Source organism: Streptomyces sp. NPDC107538 (assembly GCF_055657445.1).
In genome coordinates, this window is sequence record NZ_JBVKAY010000005.1 from 482,225 (window position 1) to 505,579 (window position 23,355).

Annotated in this window: 20 protein-coding genes and 1 pseudogene; 11 read left to right on the plus strand and 10 right to left on the minus strand. The window is 71.4% G+C overall.

What is annotated here, in order from left to right:
* Positions 1-572: 572 nt before the first annotated feature.
* The 4 genes from ACZ7MG_RS20530 (at position 573) to ACZ7MG_RS20545 (ending at position 4,169) form a co-directional block, all read left to right on the plus strand.
* Complete coding sequence (locus tag ACZ7MG_RS20530) at positions 573-1,919, plus strand: MFS transporter (protein WP_471388956.1); 1,347 nt, start codon at positions 573-575, stop codon at positions 1,917-1,919.
* A gap of 151 nt (positions 1,920-2,070) precedes the next feature.
* Positions 2,071-2,541: a hypothetical protein gene (locus ACZ7MG_RS20535; RefSeq protein WP_471388953.1), complete on the plus strand. Its 471-nt coding sequence runs from the start codon at positions 2,071-2,073 to the stop codon at positions 2,539-2,541.
* A gap of 16 nt (positions 2,542-2,557) precedes the next feature.
* Positions 2,558-3,319 carry a futalosine hydrolase gene (locus tag ACZ7MG_RS20540; RefSeq protein WP_471388950.1) on the plus strand — a complete coding sequence of 254 codons (762 nt, stop codon included), beginning with the start codon at positions 2,558-2,560 and terminating at the stop codon, positions 3,317-3,319.
* Positions 3,291-4,169, plus strand: a complete 879-nt coding sequence (locus ACZ7MG_RS20545; protein ID WP_471389175.1) for a 1,4-dihydroxy-6-naphthoate synthase — start codon at positions 3,291-3,293, stop codon at positions 4,167-4,169. Before ACZ7MG_RS20540 ends, ACZ7MG_RS20545 begins: the two co-directional genes overlap by 29 nt.
* A gap of 31 nt (positions 4,170-4,200) precedes the next feature.
* Here ACZ7MG_RS20545 and ACZ7MG_RS20550 read toward each other — a convergent pair whose 3' ends face one another.
* Positions 4,201-4,584 carry a cold-shock protein gene (locus ACZ7MG_RS20550; RefSeq protein WP_086764151.1) on the minus strand — a complete coding sequence of 128 codons (384 nt, stop codon included), beginning with the start codon at positions 4,582-4,584 and terminating at the stop codon, positions 4,201-4,203.
* 182 nt (positions 4,585-4,766) lie between these two features.
* Here ACZ7MG_RS20550 and ACZ7MG_RS20555 point away from each other — a divergent pair, with 182 nt between their 5' ends.
* Positions 4,767-5,018 carry a hypothetical protein gene (locus tag ACZ7MG_RS20555; protein ID WP_471388946.1) on the plus strand — a complete coding sequence of 84 codons (252 nt, stop codon included), beginning with the start codon at positions 4,767-4,769 and terminating at the stop codon, positions 5,016-5,018.
* On the opposite strand, the gene ACZ7MG_RS20560 is transcribed toward ACZ7MG_RS20555, so the two are convergent.
* The 3 genes from ACZ7MG_RS20560 to ACZ7MG_RS20570 are packed head-to-tail and all read right to left on the minus strand — an operon-like array spanning position 5,015 to position 7,015.
* Positions 5,015-5,635, minus strand: a complete 621-nt coding sequence (locus ACZ7MG_RS20560; protein ID WP_471388943.1) for an HAD family hydrolase — start codon at positions 5,633-5,635, stop codon at positions 5,015-5,017. The two genes, ACZ7MG_RS20555 and ACZ7MG_RS20560, sit on opposite strands and share 4 nt — an antisense overlap.
* Before the next feature lie 28 nt (positions 5,636-5,663).
* Positions 5,664-6,014, minus strand: a complete 351-nt coding sequence (locus ACZ7MG_RS20565; protein WP_471388940.1) for a zinc ribbon domain-containing protein — start codon at positions 6,012-6,014, stop codon at positions 5,664-5,666.
* Positions 5,897-7,015 carry an RNA-guided endonuclease InsQ/TnpB family protein gene (locus tag ACZ7MG_RS20570; protein ID WP_471388938.1) on the minus strand — a complete coding sequence of 373 codons (1,119 nt, stop codon included), beginning with the start codon at positions 7,013-7,015 and terminating at the stop codon, positions 5,897-5,899. The genes ACZ7MG_RS20565 and ACZ7MG_RS20570 overlap by 118 nt, the downstream gene beginning before the upstream one ends.
* Before the next feature lie 134 nt (positions 7,016-7,149).
* Between ACZ7MG_RS20570 and ACZ7MG_RS20575 the strand changes: the two are divergent.
* A pseudogene (locus ACZ7MG_RS20575) lies at positions 7,150-7,538 on the plus strand (IS1634 family transposase); the annotation flags it as partial.
* A gap of 286 nt (positions 7,539-7,824) precedes the next feature.
* Here the strand turns inward: ACZ7MG_RS20575 and ACZ7MG_RS20580 are convergent.
* Complete coding sequence (locus tag ACZ7MG_RS20580; protein WP_471388936.1) at positions 7,825-8,877, minus strand: hypothetical protein; 1,053 nt, start codon at positions 8,875-8,877, stop codon at positions 7,825-7,827.
* Between the two features lie 258 nt (positions 8,878-9,135).
* On the opposite strand from ACZ7MG_RS20580, the gene ACZ7MG_RS20585 reads away from it, so the two are divergent.
* Positions 9,136-11,802 carry a helicase-associated domain-containing protein gene (locus tag ACZ7MG_RS20585; RefSeq protein ID WP_471388933.1) on the plus strand — a complete coding sequence of 889 codons (2,667 nt, stop codon included), beginning with the start codon at positions 9,136-9,138 and terminating at the stop codon, positions 11,800-11,802.
* Positions 11,803-11,990: 188 nt separating this feature from the next.
* Positions 11,991-12,185, plus strand: coding sequence for a hypothetical protein (locus tag ACZ7MG_RS20590; protein WP_471388930.1), 195 nt, complete (start codon positions 11,991-11,993; stop codon positions 12,183-12,185).
* Here ACZ7MG_RS20590 and istB read toward each other — a convergent pair.
* Positions 12,169-13,590 (minus strand): IS21-like element helper ATPase IstB, encoded by a 1,422-nt coding sequence (gene istB, locus ACZ7MG_RS20595; RefSeq protein WP_471388927.1) that lies wholly within the window; start codon positions 13,588-13,590, stop codon positions 12,169-12,171. The two genes, ACZ7MG_RS20590 and istB, sit on opposite strands and share 17 nt — an antisense overlap.
* A 463-nt stretch (positions 13,591-14,053) precedes the next feature.
* Positions 14,054-15,613 carry a recombinase family protein gene (locus ACZ7MG_RS20600; RefSeq protein WP_471388924.1) on the minus strand — a complete coding sequence of 520 codons (1,560 nt, stop codon included), beginning with the start codon at positions 15,611-15,613 and terminating at the stop codon, positions 14,054-14,056.
* A gap of 108 nt (positions 15,614-15,721) precedes the next feature.
* Between ACZ7MG_RS20600 and ACZ7MG_RS20605 the strand changes: the two genes are divergently transcribed.
* A complete protein-coding gene (locus tag ACZ7MG_RS20605; protein WP_471388921.1) occupies positions 15,722-17,362 on the plus strand; it encodes a DNA repair helicase XPB in 1,641 nt (546 codons plus the stop codon).
* A 159-nt stretch (positions 17,363-17,521) separates the two neighbouring features.
* Here the strand turns inward: ACZ7MG_RS20605 and ACZ7MG_RS20610 are convergent, their stop codons facing one another.
* A complete protein-coding gene (locus tag ACZ7MG_RS20610; protein WP_086765221.1) occupies positions 17,522-17,719 on the minus strand; it encodes a hypothetical protein in 198 nt (65 codons plus the stop codon).
* 314 nt (positions 17,720-18,033) lie between these two features.
* On the opposite strand from ACZ7MG_RS20610, the gene ACZ7MG_RS20615 reads away from it, so the two are divergent.
* On the plus strand, positions 18,034-20,103 hold the full coding sequence (locus tag ACZ7MG_RS20615; protein ID WP_471388918.1) for a HelD family protein: 2,070 nt from the start codon (positions 18,034-18,036) through the stop codon (positions 20,101-20,103).
* Here the strand turns inward: ACZ7MG_RS20615 and ACZ7MG_RS20620 are convergent.
* Both ACZ7MG_RS20620 and ACZ7MG_RS20625 read right to left on the minus strand, forming a co-directional pair.
* Entirely contained in the window at positions 20,100-20,621 is a 522-nt protein-coding gene (locus ACZ7MG_RS20620; protein WP_471388916.1) for a hypothetical protein, read from the minus strand. The genes ACZ7MG_RS20615 and ACZ7MG_RS20620 overlap by 4 nt on opposite strands.
* 82 nt (positions 20,622-20,703) lie before the next feature.
* A complete protein-coding gene (locus ACZ7MG_RS20625) occupies positions 20,704-21,972 on the minus strand; it encodes a trypsin-like serine peptidase (protein ID WP_471388913.1) in 1,269 nt (422 codons plus the stop codon).
* 399 nt (positions 21,973-22,371) lie between these two features.
* On the opposite strand from ACZ7MG_RS20625, the gene ACZ7MG_RS20630 reads away from it, so the two are divergent.
* Positions 22,372-23,142: an NPP1 family protein gene (locus tag ACZ7MG_RS20630; protein ID WP_471388910.1), complete on the plus strand. Its 771-nt coding sequence runs from the start codon at positions 22,372-22,374 to the stop codon at positions 23,140-23,142.
* Positions 23,143-23,355: the final 213 nt, after the last annotated feature.

The window sequence follows — 23,355 nt, forward strand, 5'->3', positions numbered from 1 at the left end:
GACCAGGGGGCCGCGTCGACGTCCGCGCCCGATCGCACTCGGGCGCACCTATGTCATCCATTCTGCGGGATGAACGAGAGGCGCGCGGCCGAGAACAACCGCCGCAGGCGCGCTATGCACGCTACCTTCTCCCGGGCTCCACGCCCACACCGACGTACGGTTCGGCTCCGCTGGGGTTGGGCGGGGGTTGGCTTGAACGGGGTGCCTGGGGGCTCGGGGGTGCGATTTCGTGGGCAGGCGCGGGCCCGGTGGGGGCTGACCGCGCAGTTCCCCGCGCCCCTAAAAGATGCCAGGTCCCCGTAGCCCTCAGGCGACCGGCGGTGGGCCTGAAAAGCACGGGGCGCAGCCCGTGCTTTTCAGGGGCGCGGGGAACTGCGCGAGAAGCCCCACGCACCCGCACCCGCACCCGCACCCGCACCCGCACCCGCACCCGCCAAAGCGACCCGCACCCCCGAGCTATGAGGCGCCCTCCCACAGCCATCCGCGCGGCAAACGCACTACGCCCCCCGTTCTCGGGGCACTATGACGAGGTGACCGGCGCCGAGCGGAGCGGAGCGCGCGGATCGGGTCGGGTGACCGGCGCCGTCCGCTCGATGGGCCGCGCCCTGCACCTCCCGTTCACCGGCCCGGCCCGCGGCATCCGCAGGGCCACGCACGCCCACGGCGCCGGCGAGTCCGGCCTCGGCAAACTCATCGAACTGCACGGTGTGAACGGCGCGGGCGATGTGATGATCACCGTCTCCCTCGCCTCCACCGTCTTCTTCTCCGTCCCCACCGACGAGGCCCGCGGCCGCGTCGCCCTCTACCTCGCCATCACCCTCGCCCCCTTCGCCCTCCTCGCCCCCGTAGTCGGCCCCCTCCTGGACCGCCTCCCGCACGGCCGCCGCGCCGCGATGGCCGGCGCGATGCTGGCCAGGGCGTTCCTCGCGCTGGTCCTCGTCGGCGCCGTAGAGACCGGCGGCATCGAGCTGTACCCGGCCGCCCTGGGCGTCCTGGTCGCGTCGAAGGCGTACGGGGTGGTCCGCAGCGCGGTCGTCCCCCGTCTCCTGCCACCACGGTTCTCCCTGGTGAAGGCCAACTCCCGGGTCACCCTCTGCGGACTGCTCGCCACCGGCGTCGCCGCGCCCATCGGCGCCGGACTGCAGGCGCTCGGCCCGCGCTGGCCGCTCTACGGCGCCTTCGTGATCTTCGTCGCGGGTACGGTCCTGTCCTTCACGCTCCCCGCGAAGGTGGACTCGGCGAAGGGCGAGGACCGGGCCCTGCTCGCGGCGGACCCCGAGCATCTGCACGGCCCGCACCGCAGCAGCACCCTCAAACGGCCGGGTCTGCGGACGGTCGGCCCGGCGGTCACGCACGCGCTCGCCGCGAACGCCGCCCTGCGCGGCCTCTCCGGATTCCTGATCTTCTATCTGGCGTTCCTGCTGCGCATCCATCCCCTGCACGGGCAGAGCGCCGCCGTCTCCCTGGGCATGGTGGCGGTCGCGGCCGGGGCGGGCAACGCGCTGGGCACGGCCGTGGGGGCGTGGGCGAAGCAGCGCTCGCCGGAGCTGATCATCGTGACCGTCGTCGGCGTCGAACTCGGGGTGGCGATCACGGCGACCCTGTTCTTCGGCTGGTTCTTCGTCGCCTTCCTCGCCGCGGTCGCCGGTTTCTCGCAGGCCCTGTCGAAGCTGTCCCTGGACGCCCTGATCCAGCGGGACGTCCCCGAACTCGTCCGGACCTCCGCGTTCGCCCGCTCCGAGACCCTGCTGCAGATGTCGTGGGTGGTCGGCGGCGCCATCGGTATCGCCCTCCCCCTCAACGGCACCCTCGGGATGGCCGTGGCCGCCACGATCGTCGCGGCCGGCTGGCTCACCACGGTCCGCGGCCTCCTCTCCTCCGCCCGGCACGGCGGCGCCCCCCGCGCCCGCGTGGCCTGACCGAGCCCCCGCGCACGCCCCGGCCGACCCGGCACGCCGCACCGCACGTACCAACTCTCCGCACCCCGCGTACCAGCTCTCCGCCCCCCGCGTACCGGCACGCCGTACCCCACGTAGGGGCACCCCTGGACATGCCAGATAGCCTTCGCCCATGACCTTCCCGCGTTCCCGTCGCGCCGCAGCCACTCTCGGCGCCGTTTCCGCCGGACTTCTCGTCCTGTCGGCCTGCGATGAGCCGACGCCGATGGCCACCGTCACGATCGGCACCGACTCGATCAGCGCCGAGGCCGCGTGCTACCGGACCCTCGACACCGCCCAGGCCAGGGAGTGCGCGCAGGAGAAGCCCTCCAAGTCGATCGAGCTGCCGGAGGGCAAGGCCCTGCGCATCGGTGTCGACCCGGAGGTGGCGGACACGGGCTGGGCCCTGTGGATCAACGGGGAGCAGGCCACCAGCGAGACGTTCGACAAGACCTACTGGTCCTTCGAGAACCCCGGTCTCTTCGCCGCCCAGCCCGGCCAGACCGCCCAGAAGTCGCTGACGATCAGCATCGTCGAGCAGAACGAGGCGGGCTCGGAGATCAAGGGCGTGTGGAACTTCGAGCTGAAGAACCCGGACGCCTGATCCCCTGCCGCCGCCCATGCGCATCCTCGTGGCCACCGCCGTCCCCGCCGAACGGGACGCGGTGGCACGAGCGTTTCCGGGCCCCGGCACCGAACTCCGCCTCCCGGCCGCGACCCTCCACGGCCACCGGGTCGCCGGCCTGGAGTACGACCTCCTCGCCGCCGGTGTCGGCCCCGCCCTCGCCGCCGCCTCCACCGCCGGGGCGCTGACCGCCGCGGTCCTGGCGGGGCGGCCGTACGGGCTGGTCGTGTCCACCGGGATCGCGGGCGGCTTCGCACCCGAGGCGCCCCTCGGCTCGCTCGTCCTCGCCGACGAGATCACGGCGGCCGACCTGGGCGCGGAGACAGCTCGGACACCGGAGACACCGGACGGCTTCCTCCCGGTCACCGACCTGGGCTTCGGCACCGTCACCCACCACCCGCCGCCCGCCCTCGTACACGCCGCCGCGACCGCCACCGGCGCCCGTACCGGGACCGTGCTCACGGTCTCCACGGTCACCGGCAGCGCGGAGCGCGCGACGGCCCTGCGCGCCCGCCACCCGCGCGCGCTGGCGGAGGCGATGGAGGGCTTCGGCGTCGCCGAGGCCGCCGCCGCGCACACCACGCCCGTCCTCGAACTGCGCGCCGTCTCCAACCCGGTGGGCCCCCGCGACCGCGCCGCCTGGCGCATCGGCGACGCGCTGACCGCACTCACCGACGCCTTCGGGAAGCTGACACCCGCACTGGAGAGTTGGAACCCACATGACCCCCATGACCCCCAAGAGCCTGACGAACGCTGACGCGCCGACCGGCACGCTGCGGATGGCGTACTCGCCGTGCCCCAACGACACCTTCGTCTTCGACGCGTGGGCCCACGGCCGGATCCCGGGCGCGCCCGCGCCGGAGGTGACGTTCGCGGACATCGACCTCACCAACGGCATGGCCGAACGCGGCGACCTCGACGTACTGAAGGTGTCGTACGCCGTCCTGCCGTACGTCCTCGACACGTACGCGCTGCTGCCCTGCGGCGGTGCGCTCGGCCGGGGGTGCGGTCCGCTGGTGCTGACCCGGGAGCCGGGCACGGACCTCACCGGCCGTACGGTGGCGGTGCCGAGCGAGCGGTCGACGGCGTATCTCCTCTTCCGCCTGTGGGCGGCGGACACGCTGCCCGGCGGGGTCGGCGAGATCGTGGTGATGCCGTTCCACGAGATCATGCCGGCCGTGCGGGACGGGAAGGTCGACGCCGGTCTCGTCATCCACGAGGCCCGCTTCACGTACCGGAACTACGGCCTGCACAAGCTCGCCGACATGGGCGAGCACTGGGAGGACACCACGGGTCTGCCGATCCCGCTGGGCGCGATCATCGCGAAGCGCTCGCTGGGCGAGGAGACGCTGACCTCTCTCGCCGAGACGATCCGCGCCTCGGTCCGCGCGGCCTGGGACAACCCCGAGGCCTCCCGCCCGTACGTCCTCGAACACGCCCAGGAGATGGACCCGGCCGTCGCCGACCAGCACATCGGCCTGTACGTCAACGAGTTCACCGCCGACCTCGGCGAGGACGGCTACGCGGCGGTCAGGGGCCTGCTCACCCGCGCGGCGGCCGAGGGACTGGTACCGCCCCTCGGCCCGGACGCACTCGAATTCCCGTAAGAACCCTCGCAGTTGACGCGCCTACCCGGCGCTATACGTCCAACTGGTCGGCGACGGCGCGCAGCAGGCCCGCGATCTTCTTGCCCGCGGTGCGCTCGGGATAGCGGCCCCGCTCCAGCATCGGCGTGATGTTCTCCAGCAGCGTCGTCAGGTCCTGCACGATCGAGGCCAGTTCGTCGGGCTTCTTGCGCTGCGCGGCGGCGACCGAGGGGGCCGGTTCCAGAATCGTCACGGAGAGAGCCTGGTCGCCGCGCTGACCCGCGACGACTCCGAACTCGACCTTCTGGCCCGGCTTCAGGGTGTCGACACCGGCGGGCAGTACGGAGGAGTGGACGAAGACGTCACCGCCGTCGTCACGGGAGAGAAAGCCGAAGCCCTTCTCACTGTTGAACCATTTGACCTTGCCGGTAGGCACGTCTGTCCTCGTCCTCGTACTCGTCGGAAACTGCGTCTGAAATGTGTTCTCGGTGTGTGCAAACTGCTCTGGACAGCACTACAGCGGGTCGTCGGACCCGCCGGTCCCCAGCCTATTGGTCCGGGGGCGGGTGACAAGACGTCGGCCGACTGTTCCCTCGCGCTGGGAACTACCCTGGTCGGGTGCGTGACAAAACCCAACCGAATTCCGCCGAACCCGGTGACCGGCTGATCCGTGCCGGTGCCGTCGTCTTCATCGTCGGCGCCGTGGCCACACTCGTCACCGTGGCCCCGCTCTTCCTCGGAACGAATCCGTTCCCCACTTACATGTTCGTCCTGAGCATGCTGATGGGCGTCGGATTCCTCATCGCGGGCGCGGGAGTCCTCCAGTCCGTGGCGGCGGGCCGCAGAAGGGCCCGCGAGGCGCGTTTCTAGTCCAGGGGACGGTGGCTCCTGAGCCACTCCGGGAACGCGGTCAGATCCGTGAGCACGACATCGGCGCCGGCCTCGCGCAGCTCCCGCTCGTCGCAGGGGCCGGTGGCGACGGCGACCGCGTACGCCTGTGCGGTGCGCGCGCCGCGTACGTCGCCGGTGTGGTCGCCGACGTACACGGTCGCGCCGTGCTCGCGCAGCGCGTCCGCCTTGGCCTCCGCCCACAGGTCCCCGACGAGTCGGTCGGGCTCCATCCCGAGGTGCTCCAGGTGCAGCTTGGCGTTGGGCTCGTACTTGGCGGTGACCACGATCGCCCGGCCACCGGCGGCCCGGACCGCCGCGATCGCCTCCGGCGCGCCCGGCATCGCGGGGGTCGCGGCGATCGCGATCGCCGGGTACATCTCCCGGTACAGGTCCGCCATCGCCGGGATCTCCGCCGCCGGGAACCAGTGCGCCAGCTCCTCCGCGAGCGGCGGCCCCAGCCGTGTGATCGCCAGATCGGCGTCTATGTACGCCCCCGTCCGCGCCGCCAACGCCACATAGCAGGCGTGAATCCCCGGCCGCGAGTCGATCAACGTCATGTCGAGATCAAACCCGACGGTCAGCACGCGAGAGTCCATACCGACCATTTTGACATCCTCCTCCTCTTCAAAAGAGGGGGATTCCAACCCATGCGGGTTGAGGTTCACGGACGCTCGGCCGCTGGTTGGGCGGTGTCGTCCCTCCGGCACCGGCTGTGCGCCGGGGGCGGGGGATCCCGCCCTGTCCTGCCGCGACGTTGATTGCTGCGTTGGTGTCCGCGTTGCAGGTGAAGCCGCAGGAGGAACACTCGAACTCGGCTTGGCTCTTGCGTGAGTTCTTGTCGATCCTCCCCCACTGCCTTAAGGGCGTGGGAGGTGCCCCCAGCAGGCACTGCACCGCAGAGACGTGTAGGGGGCGGGAACGTCCTCGACCCGGCCGGGGGCCTTGTGTCCGGTGCGCTGCCGCAGCAGACCCCATCCTTGGGCGAGGATGCCCCGGTTGAGTCCGGCTTTCGCGGCCCGGCCGTTCTTGAGGTACTGGCCGGGCTGGTCAGGGTCGGGCTTCGCCTTGGCCTTGGCGGTCATTGTCTTGATGTTCAGCTTCTCGAACCGCACCAGGTCGTAGGAGCGGGCGAGCATGGTCGAGGTCTTCTCGCACCAGTCCTTGCGCCGGTTCGCCTCCCGCGCCTTCAGCTTGGCGGCCTTCGCGTACTCGGCGGTCTTCTCCGGGCTGCCCTTCTTCGCGCGAGCGGCCCGCCGCTGGTGCTTGCGGATCTGCGCCCGCTCGCGGGTGGTGAGCTGGGGGCAGTTCAGTTTCCGTCCGTCGGAAAGGGCGGCGGTGACGGTGACGCCCCGGTCGATGCCGATCACCTCGCCCGTGCCCGGCCCCTCGACCGGACCGGGGATCACGGCGAACGCCACATGCCACTGCCCGTTGCGGAAGGTGACCCGGAACGTCTTGGCGTCGGGCAGCTTCGCGCCCTTGCCCTGTGCGCTGAGGCGGAAGCGGACCCAGCCGCAGCCGGGCACCTTCACCTGCGCCCACCGCCGGTTCAGCTTCTGCACGACCACCGAGCGGCCCATGACCTGCCTGCCGGTCTTCGCGTTCAGCCTCGGCGACCCGTCTACGTGGTATTCCGGTACGCGGTCGGTGCCGATGACCCGGAAACCCTCGTGCACGTGCTTCCTGCGCCAGGTCGGCTCACCGAACCCGGACGTGAAGCGCGCGTTCTTGGCCCTGGCGAAGTCCTTGAGCGCCTGCTGCTGCACATCCGCGTTTCCCGCACCCAGCCACGCGTTCTCCCGCCGCGCCTCGGTGAGCTGACGACACTGCTCCACGAAACCCGGCGCGCTCTTGCGCCACCGCCGCCAGTGCGCATGCTGCTCGACAGCGAGATTCCAGACGTAGCGCGCGTGCGCGCAGTGCGTGAGCATCTGCTCGGCCTGCGCGCGCGACGGATACATCCGGAAACGTGACATGCCGCGAACCTAGACACCCCGTTCCCCTCCCGCCCACGCCTTCGACCAACATCACCCGTGCGAGTGACCGGCACGCCGTCGCCTTCCAGGGCACCCACCGCCCACCGGGCCCTCAACCCGCACGGCCTGCCGGCCACCTGCTGCGATGCCCCGACCCGCACCTGTCCGCCGAAGACATCGCCCTCGGTTACAAACAACTCCTCGAAGTCGGGCGGGGCTGGCGGGACATGAAGCAGATGATCGACATACGGCCCGTCTATCACCGGCTCGAGGAACGCATACGCGCACACGTCATCCCCTGCTGGCTCGCCCTGCTGCTGATCCGTATCACCGAGACCACCACCGGCGCGACCTGGCCGACCATCCGCCGCGAACTCGACCGGCTCCACCTCGGCACGTTCACCGGCCCCACCGGCTGTTCCAGCAGGTCACCACCCCCACCAAGCCCCAGACCGACCTTCTGGCCAAGCTCTCCATCCCCGCACCGAAGCAGATCATCGCCCTCGAACCCGCATCCCGCTGACCAGCGCCAACACCAGCGCCTAGAGAAACGGCGCTCAGGCGCCCTCACCGATATCCGCGCAGGTCGGAACGTAGATTCGTGACTCTATGCCGCTGAATTACGCGGAACGCAGGTGAAGGACAGGGCACCCTGCCCGGCAAGCAAGGTGGGGGCGCGGGGAACTGCGCGATCGGCCCCCACCGGACCCGCACGTACCCACCCCGCGCGGAGCGCGAAAGGGGGTCGAAGGGGCGCAGCCCCTGGGGATGGGACGGGTAGGGGCGGCGGGGGCGAGGAAAAAGCCTGGTCAACGGGCCCGCTGGGAACGCCACAGCAAATACAGCGCGGAGGACACGGCGGCCACCCGAAGCACCCACGGCCACGTCTCGGCCACCGCCACATCCATCTGCCCCCGCACGATGGGCTCCCCCCACCGCCCGTCACTACGCCCCCACAGCCACACCACCCCACCCGAGGCCACCACCCCGGGCACCCCCATCACCGCCCACTTCGACTCCACAGGCGACAGCCTCCGCGACAGATAGGCGATCAGCCACCCCAGCCCCAGCGGCACCAGACTCCCCATCACCGCCCCCGCCACCAACAACGCGGCCGCCAGCAGCAACAACGGATTGCTCCACCCCGCGCCCCCGCCCTCACCCCCACCCCGCAACCGGGGCAACGGCAGCCGACGCCGCCGCCGAGGAGCCTCCTCCTCCACGACAGTCGCGGCGACGGCCTCCTTCTCGCCCGCCCCCTGATCGGCGGCGGCCTCCCCCTTCACCGGCGGCGGCTTCAACAGCTCGGGAATCTCCACCCCGCCGACGAACCCCGGCACGGAGTCCCCGAGCCCGAACCCGATGTCCACACCGGGCCCACCACCTCCGCCGACCCGCCACCAGTCGGGCTGCACATCCCCGTCCCCCAGCTCATGCAGCGGAGCGAGATGCGGCGGAGCGGCACCCCCCGGCACCGCGGGCGGCGCCACGTCATCGGCGGGCCGGGGCCGCGGCACGACCCGCCGCAGCCCCCGGCCCACCCCTTTGCCCCGCTCCCGGGCACCCTCGTCGTCGCTCTCGGCCCCGTCCCGCTGTACGGGAACGGCGGCGGCCCGGGGCTCCGGTACGTCACCGGGCGCGCCCGCCGCCTCGACGACCTCGTCCGGCGTACCCAGGCGGGCGATGATGCGCCGCACGGCGGCCGGGCTGTCGACCGGTGCCTTCGCCCGCCGCCGGTCGATCTCGTCCCGCAGCCCCGACACGAGCCGCATCCGCGTGCCCGACGGCAACTGCCGCTGCTGAGCCAGATCACCGACCCGGCTCAGGTACTCGTAGACGACCTGGTCGCTCTCAATCCCCACGAAGCCCCTCCGGGGTTGGCGCGCATACGTCCTCCGACGGTATCGCCTCCGAGCGGGGTGCTCGGCGGTGACGAGATGCCGCTGGAACGGGCGCAGCCCTTCCAGGGGCGCGGGGAACTGCGCGAGAAGCCCCACCGACCCGCAGCCGCCCGAAGACCCGCACCCCCAAGCTGTTAGGCGCCCCCAGCTCGGCGCAGCCTCCGCGCACCCCCGAGCTACTAGCCGCCCCGGCCCCCCACAGCCGCTAACGTTGGCCGGATGAGCCCCGAGGAGCACACCCCCACGGAGACGGCGCCGGCCGGCGGAACCCCCCGTTCCCTGGCGGAAGCCCTACGCGGACGGGACGACCGCTCGCTCGCCGTGCTGCTCCGCGCCCGGCCGGATCTCATCACCCCCGTGCCGACCGACCTGACCCAGCTGGCCACCCGCGCCGGAACCCGCGCATCGGTCGTCCGCGCCCTGGAGCGCCTGGACCGGTTCGCCCTCCAGACGGCCCAGGCCCTGGCCGTGGCCCCCGACCCGGCGCCGTACGACACCCTCGCGGGCCTGCTGGCCGGTGACGACGCGGACCCCGCCGTGACCGCCGCGCTGCCCCGCGCCCTCGGCGCCCTGCGCGACCAGGCGCTCGTCTGGGGCGCCGACGACCACCTCCGCCTGGTCCGCACGGCCCGTGAGCTGCTCGCGCCCTCGCCGCAGCACCCGTCCCCCACCGGTCTGGGCCCGACCGTCGCGGAGGCCACGGCGGGCATGTCGCCGGGGCGGGTGCAGGAGATCGTCGGGGCGGCGGGGCTGCCGAGCACCCATGACTCGGTCTCGGCGGTCACCTCCCTCGCCACGCTCTTCACCGACCGGTCCCGGATGGCCGCGCTCCTCGCCACCGCGCCCGCCGAGTCGCTGGACGTCCTGACGCGGCTGGTGTGGGGGCCGCCGTACGGCCAGGTCACCGCCAGCCCGGCGGCGCATCTGCGCTGGCTGCTGGACCGGGGCCTGCTGCTGCCGACCGCCCCGGGCACGGTCGTCATCCCCCGCGAGGTCGCCCTGCATCTGCGGTCGGGCCGGGCGCACCGGGAGGTCCGGCCGGTGCCGCCGCCGGTGGAGGCGTCGGCCGCGCACCGCCCACAGGTGGTGGACGCGACGGCGGCCGGGCAGGCGTACACCGCGCTGGCGACCGTGGAGGAGCTGCTGAAGGACTGGGACGAGGGCGGTCCTGGCGTCCTGCGCGCGGGCGGGCTCAGTGTGCGGGACCTGAAACGCACGGCGGTGGCCCTCGACATGCCCGAGCCGGTCGCCGCCTTCTGGGTCGAACTCGCCTACGCCGCCGGGCTGTTGGCCTCGGACGGCGAGGCCGACGAGCGGTACGCCGCGACCCCCGCGTACGACGAGTGGCTGGAGCTGCCCGCCGCCGAGCGCTGGGCGCGGCTCGCCACGGCCTGGCTGAGCGCGACCCGTACGCCGGGCGTGATCGGTGAACGGGACGCCAAGGACCGTACGTTGTCGGCGCTGGGCCCGGGACTGGACCGTTCGGCGGCGCCCGAGGTGCGGCACCGGGTGCTGGCGCTGCTCGCCGGGCTCCCCGAGGGCACCTCGGCCACCCCCGACTCCGTACTGGCCCGTCTGCACTGGGAGCGCCCCACGCGCGGCGGCCAGCCGGGGCCCCCACAGTCACAGCCCCAGTCACAGCCCCAGCCGCACTCCGCGCAGCCTTCCGGGCAGCCGTCCGGGCAGCTGTCCCGGCAGGGCGAGGATCTGCGGGCCCGGATGGCCCGGTGGGCGCTCTCCGAGGCCGAGTCGCTCGGGGTGACCGGGCGTGGCGCGCTGTCCTCGCACGGCCGTGCGCTCCTCGGGCTGTCGCAGGAGGCCCCGGCCGGCGCCGAGCTGCCGGAGACGCCCGGCGACAAGCTCCCCGCGCACCACGTCCCGCTGCCGGAGCGTCCGGCCCCGGCACCGGCACCGGCCCCCGACCCCGTCGCCGAGCAGGCGGCGGCCGCCTCCCGGGCCGCCCGGCTGCTCGCGCCGCTGCTTCCCGAGCCGCTGGACCACGTCCTGCTCCAGGCGGACCTGACGGCCGTCGCGCCCGGCCCGCTGAAACGGCCGCTGGCCGACGCGCTGGGCGTACTGGCGGACGTGGAGTCGAAGGGTGGTGCGACGGTCTACCGGTTCACGCCGGGGTCCGTGCGCCGGGCGCTGGACGCCGGGCGCAGCGCCTCCGACCTGCACGACTTCCTGACCGCCCACTCCCGGACGCCGGTCCCGCAGCCGCTCGCGTATCTGATCGACGACGTGGCCCGGCGCCACGGCCATCTGCGGATCGGCGCGGCGTCGGCGTACGTGCGCTGCGACGACGACGCGATGCTCAGCGAGATCCTCGCCGACAAGCGGTCGCAGGGGCTCGGGCTGCGGCGGCTGGCGCCGACCGTCCTCGCCGCGCAGACGGACCCGGGGACGCTGCTCGACGGGCTGCGGGCGATGGGGTACGCGCCGGCCGCCGAGTCGGCGGAGGGCGACGTGCTGATCACCCGGGCGCACGCCCACCGCACCCCGCCCCGTACGGCCCCGGAGCCCGTCCCGGACGGTCCGCCGGTGCCGGACGACACCCTGCTGGGTGCCGCGATCCGTGCCATCCGCGCCGGTGATCTCGCCTCCACCACGCCCCGCCGGACGAACGGCGACGCGGCACCGTCCGGTGCCCTGCCCCGCACCGGTTCCGCCGAGACCCTCGCGACCATGCAGGCCGCCGTCCTCACCGGCGAGGCCCTGTGGATCGGCTACGTCAACGCCGAGGGCTCCGCCAGCCAGCGTGTCATCGCCCCGGTCCGGGTCGAGGGCGGCTTCGTGACGGCGTACGACCACACGGCGGACGAGGTCCGTACGTTCCCGCTGCACCGGATCACGGGTGTCGCGGAGCTGGCGGACGACGCGCCCTGAGCGAGTCGATCAAACCGCCTCTCCACCCTCACCCGTTCGGGTGTACGTGCGCGTTCATGCAGGCCATCCCCGTTTTTCCCTCGCACGAGGGAGAGCACGGCACCCGGCGCATCCCGGCCCGTGCCGTGGGGCAGCCACCCTGTGTCCGATCGAGATCGACTCCTGCGCTCGAAAGGCCACCCGTACGCATGCGCCCTCTCGCCAAGCTCGCCACGTCCGCCACCGCCGCCGTCACCGCCGCAGCCGCCGTCGTCCTGCTGGGCGCGCTCGCCACCCCGGCCGCGGCGAACCCGCCCCTGCCCCTCCCCGAACTCGGCACGCTGGTGGGCGAGGGCCTGAGCGTGGAGGGGCCGCTGATCCAGAACGTCAGCCTGCTGAAGTAGCGCGACGCAGCCGGTAGCTGTCCCCTTCGAGGCGGACGATCTCGGCGTGGTGGGCGAGGCGGTCCACCATGGCCGGGGCGGCCCCGCCGAAGATCTCCTCCCAGCGGCCGAGGGGGCGGTCGCTGGTCACGATCAGCGAGGCCTTCTCGTAGCGGTGGGCGATCAGCTGGAAGAAGAGCCGGGCGGTGTCCGGGTCGAAGGGGAGGTAGCCGGCCTCGTCGACGATCAGCAGGGGGCAGGCGTCGAGCGCGGCCAGTTCTTCGGCGAGCCTGCCCTCGGCCCGTGCCCCGGCCAGCCGCGCGGCCCACTCTGTGGCGGTCGCGAACAGCACCCGGTGCCCAGCCTGGCAGGCCCGTACGCCGAGCCCGATCGCCAGATGCGTCTTGCCGGTGCCGGGGGCGCCGACGAACACCACGTTCCGCCCGGTGGCCAGGAAGTCCAGCGTCCCGAGCCGGGCCAGCAGCCGCCGGTCGAAGGAGCGCGGGTACCCCTCGTCGAACTCCTCCAGCAGCTTCCGGGACGGGAAGCCTGCCGCCCGCACCCGCCCCTCGACCCCGCTCTCGCCCGCGTGCGGCGCGCGCCGGGCCTCGTACCGCACGAGCCGGGTCCCGCCCTGGGTGAACCCGCCCTGCGTGAAGCGGGTCTCGTAGGGGGTGGCCCGGTTCTCGGGGGCCAGGTAGTTCTCGGACGAGCCGGCCTGGGCCGGGATCGGCAGCGGCGTCCGCACGACCACGGGGGCGGGGGCGGAGGCGGGGGCGGGCTCCTCGGTCCGGGCCGGCGACGGCTTCGGGTCGTCCGGCGGCCCGTGGTGGTGGCTGTGATGGCCGCCGTGGTGGGAGCCGTGCCCCTTGTCCTCGCGCAGCATCGGCCCCGACATGTACGCCAGCAGCACCGCCGAGGCGATGAAGGCCATGTGGATCACCGTGCCCCACAGCAGCGCGTGGTGGGAGGTGTGGTGGACGTCCACGAACATCTGCAGCAGATGCACGGAGGAGATGCCGACGATGGCGGTGGCCAGCTTGACCTTGAGCACGTTGGAATTGACGTGCGAGAGCCATTCCGGCTGGTCGCGGTGGCCCTGGAGGCCGATGCGCGAGACGAAGGTCTCGTAGCCGCCGACGATGGTCATGATCAGCAGGTTGGCGATCATGACGACGTCGACCAGCTTGAGCACCGCGAGCATCACATAGGTCTCGGTGGCACTTCCGCTCACGCACCGGACGACTAACGTCCACAGCTCGTTGAAGAACTTGTAGACGTACACCCCCTGTGCCGCGACGAGTCCGAAGTACAGCGGTGCCTGGAGCCAGCGGGTGGCGAACAGGGCGTAGCCGAGCGTGGTGCCCTGCGGGGAGACGGACGGGGTGACCGGGTCTGGCGGGATGGTTGGCTGCACGGTTCGCATTCTTCGGAACCCCAGGCGCAAATCTGAATTCCAGCCACTCATCGGAATGAATAGACATCCAATAGGACTGGAGTCGGTGAGATCGGTGAGATCGGCGCGGACGGGAGCCGGTGAAGCGGGAACGATCAGGCACACTGGACGTTTGGCCGAATCGAGCCGAATCGAAAGGTGCCGCGCGTGGCGGCGGACGCCCACAAGAAAAAACCGGACCACCCCTCAGCTCCGCCCCCACGCTGAGGGCGGCACTGTCCGAGACAAACGGGGACGCCCTGCGAACTCGTCGCAGAGACAGTCGAGTTCACAACCCGCGACAGTGCGGCGCTGTCGTATCGCCGCCCTCTATCAAGGTCATCGGCCCTTGGCACAACCCCAACGAGCACGCTGCCTGATCTGTACACAGAAAGCGGCGCCCCCACCTCGTCCGTCCGGCGGGGGCGCCGCTGCGTGTCCAGTGACGTCGGCGTCAGTCCTGGCCGTCGGCCGCCTCAGTCTCCCGTCCGCTACCCTGCGCCGCTGCCGCCCGCCGCATGTGCCCCTCCTCGCCAAAGTGCACCGACAGACGCGAGGTGTCCAGCTTCTTGCCGCCACGCCGCGCGGGTGCCACCTCCACGTAGCCGCCCGCGTTCAACAGCAGATCTCGCTTACCGGCCACGTCCGAGCGCTTCCACTGCTCGGCGTGCGTCTCTCCGGTCGGCTCTGCCTTCACGCCACCCGGCTTCGCCGTTCGCTGCCTCTCCTTCAGAGTCGCCAGTCGCTCTTCCAGCTTGGCGTACTGCTCCGCGTACCGAATCGCTCCGTCGTCGCCTCTGAACAGGCCCCGGTCGTAGCGATCCTTTTGCAGGTCGGCCAACGCTTCCTCGGCCTGCCTGATCTGCGGGCGGAAGTCCTCGCCCACCTCCTGGACCATCCGCATCACGGAAAGGTGCCCATACTTCGCGAGGAACTGCTCGGTGACGTGCTCTTCGGTGGTCACCCCGGCCACGGTCGGCCCGTAGCACTTCACGCCCTGCTTCTCCTCCCCCTTGGCCGCCCGCTGGCGGTACTTCAGCGGACCGATGCACCGGTACCGAAGCTGACCGTTGCGCCCGCTGAAGGTGTACATGCGCTCGCCGCAGACTCCGCAGTGCATGATGCCGCGCAGCAACGAAGTACCCTCCCGGCGCTTCTCACCGGGGTTGGCCCGGCGCTCCAACTCGTCCTGGAGGGTCTGCCAGGTATCCGTGTCGAGGATCGGCGGCCGGTTGACCAGCGGCAGACCGTCCGTCCGCAGGATCGGCTTTCCGTCCTCGATGACCTGGCCGAGCAACTGGGGGTTGCCCAGCATGCTGCGCAGCGTGGTCGTGTACCACTGCTTGGAGTCGCTGCGCTTGCCCGTGGTCTGGCGTGAAGTGTGGCCGGGTGACGGCACGCCCTCCTTGTTGAGGTCGTTGATGATCTGCATGAGCGAGTCCTTGACCAGGGCCCGCTCCACGATCCGCTTGATCGTCTTGGCCTCGTCCTCGTTGACCGCGAGGACCTTGCCCGCCCCGTTTGGATTGGGGACGACCATGTACCCGTACGGGACCCGACCGCCGGTGTAGCGGCCCTCTCGGCGCAGGTGCTCGTGCGCGCTGGACACCCGCATGCCGATGGTGTCGGACTCCAGCTCCGCGAAGACCGCGATCACCTTCGCCATGGCCCGGCCCATGGACGACGTGAGGTCGAGCGGCTCCGTCGCCGACGCGAGCGCAACGCTCTGGTGCTCGGCGAGTCGCATGATCTCCGCGAAGTCGACCGTCGAGCGGGCAAGCCGGTCGATCTTGAAGAACACGATCACGTCCAGCTCGGCGAGCCTGGTCAGGATGCGTTGCAGTCCCGGCCGGTCGAGCCCGCGCGAGAAGCCCGAGACATCGATGTCTTCCTCGGCGGCTACGACCTCCCAGCCGCGTGCCTCGCACAACGCCTCACAGGCCGCGCGCTGACGTTCGGGCGAAGTAGTCTCGTCGGTCTCCCGCGATAGGCGAACATAGATAGCGGCGCGCATCCCAGGCGCGCTGGCCGGGACGCCCTTCCGGCGTCGGGCACGGGGCATAGCCCGTGCTGTGACAGGCGTTGGTTCTGTCATGAGACGACCCTATCTCCGGAGGTATGTGTGTCCTGCCTAATCGTCCAGTCCGACAAGACACTGCTCCTGGAAGTCGACCACGAGCAGGCGGACGACTGCCGTCGGGCCATCGCGCCGTTCGCCGAGCTGGAGCGGGCACCCGAGCACATCCACACCTACCGGGTGACCCCGCTCGGCCTGTGGAACGCGCGGGCCGCCGGGCACGACGCCGAGCAGGTCGTCGACGCGCTGGTGCAGTACAGCCGCTACCCCGTGCCGCACGCGCTGCTCGTGGACGTCGCCGAGACGATGGACCGCTACGGCCGCCTCACCCTCTCCAAGCACCCGGTCCACGGGCTCGTCCTCACCACCACCGACCGGCCGGTGCTGGAGGAGATCCTGCGGTCGAAGCGGGTCACCCCGCTCGTCGGCGCCCGGATCGACCCGGACACCGTCGCCGTGCACCCCTCCGAGCGCGGCCAGATCAAGCAGACCCTGCTGAAGCTGGGCTGGCCCGCCGAGGACCTCGCCGGGTACGTGGACGGCGAGGCGCACCCGATCGAGCTGGCCGAGGACGGCTGGGCGCTGCGCCCCTACCAGAAGCAGGCCGTGGAGAACTTCTGGCACGGCGGCAGCGGGGTCGTCGTGCTGCCCTGCGGCGCGGGCAAGACGCTGGTCGGCGCCGGGGCCATGGCGCAGGCGAAGTCGACCACCCTGATCCTCGTCACCAACACGGTCTCCGCGCGGCAGTGGAAGCACGAGTTGGTGAAGCGGACCTCGCTGACCGAGGAGGAGATCGGCGAGTACAGCGGGACGCGCAAGGAGATCCGGCCGGTCACCATCGCCACGTACCAGGTGCTGACCACCCGCCGGAAGGGCGTCTATCCGCATCTGGAGCTGTTCGACTCCCGCGACTGGGGTCTGATCGTCTACGACGAGGTGCATCTCCTTCCCGCTCCGGTCTTCAAGTTCACCGCCGATCTCCAGGCGCGCCGGCGGCTCGGGCTGACGGCGACGCTCGTCCGGGAGGACGGGCGTGAGTCGGACGTGTTCTCCCTCATCGGGCCCAAGCGGTTCGACGCGCCCTGGAAGGAGATCGAGGCGCAGGGCTATATCGCGCCCGCCGACTGTGTCGAGGTCCGGGTGAACCTGACCGACTCCGAGCGGCTCGCCTACGCCACGGCCGAGCAGGAGGAGAAGTACCGCTTCTGTTCCACCACCGCGACCAAGCGGAAGGTGGCCGAGGCGATCGTCCGCCGCTTCGCGGGGCAGCAGATCCTCGTCATCGGGCAGTACATCGACCAGCTCGACGAACTGGGCGCCCATCTGGACGCGCCGGTGATCAAGGGCGAGACCAGCAACGCGCAGCGGGAGAAGCTCTTCGACGCGTTCCGCCAGGGCGAGATCAACGTCCTGGTGGTGTCGAAGGTCGCGAACTTCTCCATCGACCTCCCGGAGGCGACCGTCGCCATCCAGGTCTCCGGCACCTTCGGCTCCCGCCAGGAGGAGGCCCAGCGCCTCGGCCGCGTGCTGCGCCCGAAGGCCGACGGCCACCAGGCCCACTTCTACTCGGTCGTCGCCCGCGACACCATCGACCAGGACTTCGCGGCCCACCGCCAGCGCTTCCTCGCCGAACAGGGCTACGCCTACCGGATCATGGACGCGGACGAGCTTCTGACGGAGGGCTGACAGAGGGCTGGCAGAGGGGCTGAGAACCGGCCGGGCCGTGTCACCGAGGACCGAGGCCGCCTTGAGTGCGGGCAGCGGGTACCAGGTCGTCGGGGACGGAGACGGGCCGACGGCGGAGATGCGGCGGGGATCAGGGGAGGAAGCGCGGTGAGCCGGGGCTCACCGGCGGCGTATGCCCGCTTCCTCCGCGTACTCGCCGAGGATGACGACGCCGAAGGCGGCGCTCGCGAAGACCTTGACGGCGCGCAGGGCGTCGGCGAGGCGGTGGCGGTTGTGGTGGTCGTCGAGGCCGGTCGCGCCGGGCGGCGGACCGGGTCGGCCGGAGGCCGAGGCTGGGATGAAGGTCGCTGCACTCATGTCTCCATGGTGGAACGTCCGCCTTTGGATGACATCGGTCTCCGGAGTGAACCCGCTGAGTCTCCGGCTCACCCTCAGGTCCTGCCCACCCCTAGTACCCCCGACGTACGGGCCCCCTAGGGGTACGACGGCCGGACTCGCCCCCGGTCGAGAAAAAAGTCGTTCGCCTCCGCCCCGTCCCCTCACCTACACTCTCCGCTCTTGCCCGCCTCCCGTCCGTGGAGCGCCGCCGCCCGGACGGAAACCGGTCGGTCACCGCCGTCAGGCGTACCCCTGGCTCCCACTAGCTCCCGTAGGCCCCCGGAGGCACCCCCTTGTCCGCGCACCCCACCGCCGACCCCACCGATCGCGCCAACCTCGCCGACCCCCTCTCCCGTGAGCGCTCCCACCTCGCCGCCTCCCGTTCCGCTCTGCGCGCCATGCGGGAGGACGTGGAGGCGCTGGACATCAAGGACGTCACCGCGAACTGGGTGAACGCGGAGGTGCTGGCCCGCCAGATCGGCGAGCGGATCAAGGCGCTGGCCGACCTGAGCCACACCCCGCTCTTCTTCGGCCGCCTCGACTATCTGCACGCGCCCGGTGCCGAGCAGGCCGAGGGCGCGGAGGGGGAGCGGTTCTACATCGGGCGGCGCCATGTGCACGACGCGGACGGCGACCCGATGGTGATCGACTGGCGCGCGCCCGTCTCCCAGCCCTTCTACCGGGCCTCCAAGACCGACCCGATGGACGTCGGCCTGCGGCGCCGCTTCGGGTACACCGGCGGCGACCTCACCGCGTACGAGGACGAGCATCTCTCCGATCCGGCCGAGGCGGCGCCCACCAGCAAGCTGCTCCAGCAGGAGATCGAGCGCCCGCGTGTCGGTCCGATGCGGGACATCGTGGCGACGATCCAGCCGGAGCAGGACGAGATCGTCCGCTCCGACCTCGCCGGCTCGCTCTGCGTGCAGGGCGGCCCCGGCACCGGGAAGACCGCCGTCGGCCTGCACCGCGTCGCGTATCTCCTCTACGCCCACCGCGAGCGGCTGTCCCGCACCGGCACCCTCGTCATCGGCCCGAACCGCTCCTTCCTCCACTACATCGAACAGGTGCTCCCGGCGCTGGGCGAGCTGGAGGTCAAGCAGGCGACCGTCGACGACCTCGTCGCCCACGTCGAGGTGCGGGGCACGGACGAGGCACCGGCCGCCGTCGTCAAGGGCGACGCCCGGATGGCGGAGGTGCTGCGCAGGGCCGTACGGTCGCACGTCACGCTCCCCACCGAGCCCGTGATGGTGGTCCGGGGGTCGCGGCGCTGGCGCGTACCGGCGTACGAACTCGAAGCGATCGTGCGGGAGTTGCTGGACCGGGACATCCGCTACGGGGCCGCGCGGGACGCGCTGCCGCAGCGGATCGCGCACGCGGTGCTGGTGCAGATGGAGCGGTCGGGGGAGGCGCCCGACGACCGGGTGCAGGACGCGGTGGCCCGCAACACGGCCGTGAAAGCGGCGGTCAAGGCGATCTGGCCGCCGGTCGACCCGGCCAAGCTCGTCCTGCGCCTCCTCTCCGACGCGGACTTCCTCGCCGCGCACGCGGACGGGATCCTCACGGACGACGAGCAGCAGACGATCCTGTGGGCGAAACCGGCGCGGAGCGTGAAGTCGGTGAAGTGGTCGGCCGCCGATGCCGTGCTGGTCGACGAGACCACCGACCTGGTGCAGCGCACGCACTCGCTCGGCCATGTCGTCCTGGACGAGGCGCAGGACCTCTCCCCCATGCAGTACCGGGCGGTGGGCCGCCGCTGCACGACCGGGTCCGCGACCGTCCTCGGTGACCTCGCGCAGGGCACGACGCCCTGGGCGACGCGGAGTTGGCAGGAGGCGCTGACCCATCTGGGCAAGACGGAGGCCCATGTGGAGGAGCTGACAGCCGGTTTCCGCGTCCCGACCGACGTCATCACCTACGCCTCCCGCCTCCTCCCCCATATCGCGCCCGGTCTGACCCCGGTCGCGTCGGTCCGGGAGAACCCGGGCTTCTTCGACGTACGGCCGACCACCGCCGACGCCGAAGTCATCGCCGCCTGCGAGGAGTTGCTGCGCAATGAGGGCTCCGTCGGCCTCATCGCCGCCGACGCCCGCGTGCCCGCCCTCGCCGAGGCGCTGACGGCGGCCGGCATCGGGTATCTCGCGCCGGGCGAGGAGACGACGTACGAGACCCGCCTCACCCTCGTCCCGGCCTCGCTCGCCAAGGGTCTGGAGTACGACTACGTGGTCCTGGACGAACCACGTGCGGTCGTGGACGGCGAGCCGGACCAACGGACGGGCCTGCGCCGCCTGTACGTGGCCCTCACGCGCGCGGTGTCGGGCCTGATCGTGACCCATACGGCGCCCCTGCCGGAGCAGCTCGTCTAGAGCCCGCCCGGGGTGTCCGGGTCGGCGAAGTGGAACGGGACCGAGAGGTGGGCGGCCAGGGCTCTGCCGCAGCGGTCGGCGGCCACGGCCGACGGGTGGCCCCCGGCCCGGTCCGCGTCCTCGCCGAGGTAGCGCTCGGCCGTTCCCCAGTAGATGGTGGCCAGCGGATGCTCGCCCTCGGGGTCGGCGGTGACGGCCCGCAGGTCGACGAACCAGTCGTGGACCGTGTCACCGTCCCACTCCGCCTCGATCGCGACGACCCGGCCCGGGCATCCGGCGGCGAGGGCGGCCAGGGACTCCGGGTCGAGGGGGCTGTCGGGGGTGCGGGCGACGCGGTCGCCGTGGTGGAGGTAGCGGTCGTGGACGACGCGTTGGGCGTCGGTCAGCCCCAGGCCCAGGGCGCGGCCGACCGTGAAGACCACGCGGATCGCCTGGAAGCGGGCGTCCTGGAGGACGTAGCCGTCGACCTGTGCACGGATGCCGGCGGGCAGCAGTTCCCACCACTCGGACGTGTTCACGCCACAGAAGGTACGCGAAAGGCCCCCGGCGACCTCTCGAATTACCGAGGTCACCGGGGGCCGAACGCTCTTGACCGGCGGCTTACTTGAACTTGTTGCTGGTCGCCAGGTAGACCTGCTTGGCGTTCTTGCCGAGGCGGGGCCCGGTGATGAACGTGGAGCGGTCGCTCAGGGAGTTGTTGGAGACCAGGTAGGTGCGGCCCTTGTAGGTGGTGAACCAGGGGCCGCCGGAGGCGCCGCCGTTCATGGTGCAGCCGACCATGTACTGGGCCGGGTAGTCGCTCGGGTAGCTGTAGCCGAGGACGAACCGCTTGGTGGCACCCTGGCAGTGGTACATCTTCGAGCCGTCGTACGGGGCCTCGGCCGGGTAGCCGCGGACCTTCATGTTCTTGACCTTGTTGGCGGCGGGGGCGTTGAACCACACCGGCAGGGCCGAACCGAGGCGCTCCTCCAGGGACTTGGAGCCCTTCTCCGGCTTCACGTGCAGCACGGCGTAGTCGTACGCGGCGGCCACGGTGCCCTTGCTCGCGGCGCCGCCCTTGATCCAGGTGCCGGAGGTGGTGGCCCAGTCGGCCCAGGCGATGCCGTACGGGGAGACGTTGCCGGCGCGGTAGTTCTTGGACGCCTGGGCGATGTTCAGCTTGCCCGTGTTGTTGAAGGACGGGACGAAGGCGATGTTGCGGTACCAGCCGCCGCCCTTGCCCGCGTGCACACAGTGCCCGGCGGTCCACACGAGGTTGGACTTGCCCGGGTGCGCCGGGTCCTTCACGACCGCGGCGGAGCAGACGCTCGACCCCTGGGGCGTGGTGAAGAAGAGCTTGCCGACCGGCGGGGCGTACTTGTGGTAGGTCGCCTTGACCTTGCCGGCCTGCTGCTTCTTGACCTTGCCGTCCGGCAGCCAGACCTGGGTGGTCTTGCTCGACCCGGTGGCGGTGTTGCCCGCCTCGGCGACCGCCGGCAGGTCGGGCAGGTTCTCCTTGGCCTCGGCGATGCGCTCCGGCGTCCAGAAGTCCTCGATGTACGGGTTGGCGAAGTCCTCCGCCTTGGAGGCCCAGTCGCCGCTGAAGTCCTGCCAGCCACCGTCCTTCCACTTCTGGAGCGCGTCGCCGGTCAGTTCGGTGGGCACGCCCTCCGGGAGCTTGAACCCGCCGACGGTCGTGTCACCACCGCTCTCGTTCTCGCCGGTGTCGACGCCGTCACCGGCGTCCGCCTGGGCGGTCGTCGAGTCCGAGGCCTTGGCCCCGCTCTCCTCGGTCTTGCTGCATGCGGTGGTGGTGACCATGATCGCGGCGATCACCGCGGCGGCGGCCGTGAGGCCGCGACGACGTGTGTGTAGACGTATGAGTGGCATGAAGCGCCCGTCCCCCGTGTGACTGAAACCTTGTCATGCCCTCGCTTAGCGGGGCGAGACAACTATGCACGTGGGCGGGCGCGAAACGATCTCCGAGGGGGCCTTCGCGGCGACTTCGCACACAACAACTACGTGGCGGATATCTGCCCGTGATGTGACGCCGGGTCCTGACGGTTCACGACGCCCGCCGCCCACTGGGGCAACCCACAGAGACAGCCCACAGAGGCAGCTCACAGAGACAACTCACAGGATCTGCACATTGATTGATTCTTCATCACTCCGACACCTCCCGACACTTGTGCACTACCCACGGGTAAGGCGAATCTGACCTGCGCATGCCACCCCCACATCGGCATCCCCCCAGCGGCGTTTCCCCGCCGCGGCCCCCAGGAGGACGCAGTGAAGACTCGCTCCCGCATCGGCAGATCCGTGCTCACCGTCGGCGGCGCCCTCGCGCTGGTCGTCGGCATCGCCGGCAGCGCGTACGCGGCGCCGCCCGCCGCGCTGCCCGCCAACGCGGAGACCCTGGAGACGACCTGGCAGCCGGCGTACGACTACGACACGGACGGCTGTTACCCGACCCCGGCGATCGGCCCCACCGGCACGGTCAACGGCGGGCTCAGCCCGACCGGTTCGCTGAGCGGCGACTGCCACGACCAGTCGGACCTGGACAACACCAACGGCTACTCGCGCTACAAGTGCAACAACGGCTGGTGCGCGATCATGTACGACCTCTACTTCGAGAAGGACCAGGCGCTCGCCAACAGCAGCCTCGGCGGGCACCGGCACGACTGGGAGCATGTGGTGGTCTGGGTGCAGGACGGGGCGGCGAAGTACGTCTCCACGTCCAACCACGGGGACTTCACCGTCCACGCCGCGTCCTCGGTGATCTGGACCGGGACGCACCCCAAGATCGTCTACCACAAGGACGGCGTCAGCACGCACTGCTTCCGGCTCGCGGGCTCGAACGACGAGCCGCCGGAGAACCACGAGGGGGTGTGGCAGTACCCCACGCTCGTCGGCTGGAACGGATACCCGTCGACGGCGATCCGCGACACGCTCGTGGCGTACAACTTCGGCAGCGCGAACTTCGGTCTGAAGGACGGCAGCTTCGAGTCCAACCTGACGGCCGCGATGCCGTCGGGGATCGCCTTCAACCCGAACGCGTAGCGCCTGCGGCGGGGGCTTGGCCGGGGGGTGCGTGGTGGGTTCGGGTGCGTCGTCGGGTGCGGGTGGGTGGGGCTTCTCGCGCAGTTCCCCGCGCCCCTGAAAAACCAGGCCCTGCGGGCCTGAAAAGCAGCGGGCGCAGCCCTGCTTTTCAGGGGCGCGGGGAACTGCGCGACCAGCCCCCACCGGGCCGCACCCGACAACGCGCCCCCTCCG

Excerpts from the sequence above, each read along its gene's own strand:
- ACZ7MG_RS20535 (WP_471388953.1), top strand. The coding sequence starts at position 2,071 with ATGACCTTCCCGCGTTCCCGTCGCGCCGCAGCCACTCTCGGCGCCGTT.
- ACZ7MG_RS20540 (WP_471388950.1), top strand. The coding sequence starts at position 2,558 with ATGCGCATCCTCGTGGCCACCGCCGTCCCCGCCGAACGGGACGCGGTG.
- ACZ7MG_RS20545 (WP_471389175.1), top strand. The coding sequence starts at position 3,291 with ATGACCCCCAAGAGCCTGACGAACGCTGACGCGCCGACCGGCACGCTG.
- ACZ7MG_RS20560 (WP_471388943.1), bottom strand. The coding sequence starts at position 5,635 with ATGGACTCTCGCGTGCTGACCGTCGGGTTTGATCTCGACATGACGTTG.
- ACZ7MG_RS20565 (WP_471388940.1), bottom strand. The coding sequence starts at position 6,014 with ATGGGGTCTGCTGCGGCAGCGCACCGGACACAAGGCCCCCGGCCGGGT.
- ACZ7MG_RS20570 (WP_471388938.1), bottom strand. The coding sequence starts at position 7,015 with ATGTCACGTTTCCGGATGTATCCGTCGCGCGCGCAGGCCGAGCAGATG.
- ACZ7MG_RS20585 (WP_471388933.1), top strand. The coding sequence starts at position 9,136 with ATGAGCCCCGAGGAGCACACCCCCACGGAGACGGCGCCGGCCGGCGGA.
- ACZ7MG_RS20590 (WP_471388930.1), top strand. The coding sequence starts at position 11,991 with ATGCGCCCTCTCGCCAAGCTCGCCACGTCCGCCACCGCCGCCGTCACC.
- istB (WP_471388927.1), bottom strand. The coding sequence starts at position 13,590 with ATGCGAACCGTGCAGCCAACCATCCCGCCAGACCCGGTCACCCCGTCC.
- ACZ7MG_RS20600 (WP_471388924.1), bottom strand. The coding sequence starts at position 15,613 with ATGCGCGCCGCTATCTATGTTCGCCTATCGCGGGAGACCGACGAGACT.
- ACZ7MG_RS20610 (WP_086765221.1), bottom strand. The coding sequence starts at position 17,719 with ATGAGTGCAGCGACCTTCATCCCAGCCTCGGCCTCCGGCCGACCCGGT.
- ACZ7MG_RS20625 (WP_471388913.1), bottom strand. The coding sequence starts at position 21,972 with ATGCCACTCATACGTCTACACACACGTCGTCGCGGCCTCACGGCCGCC.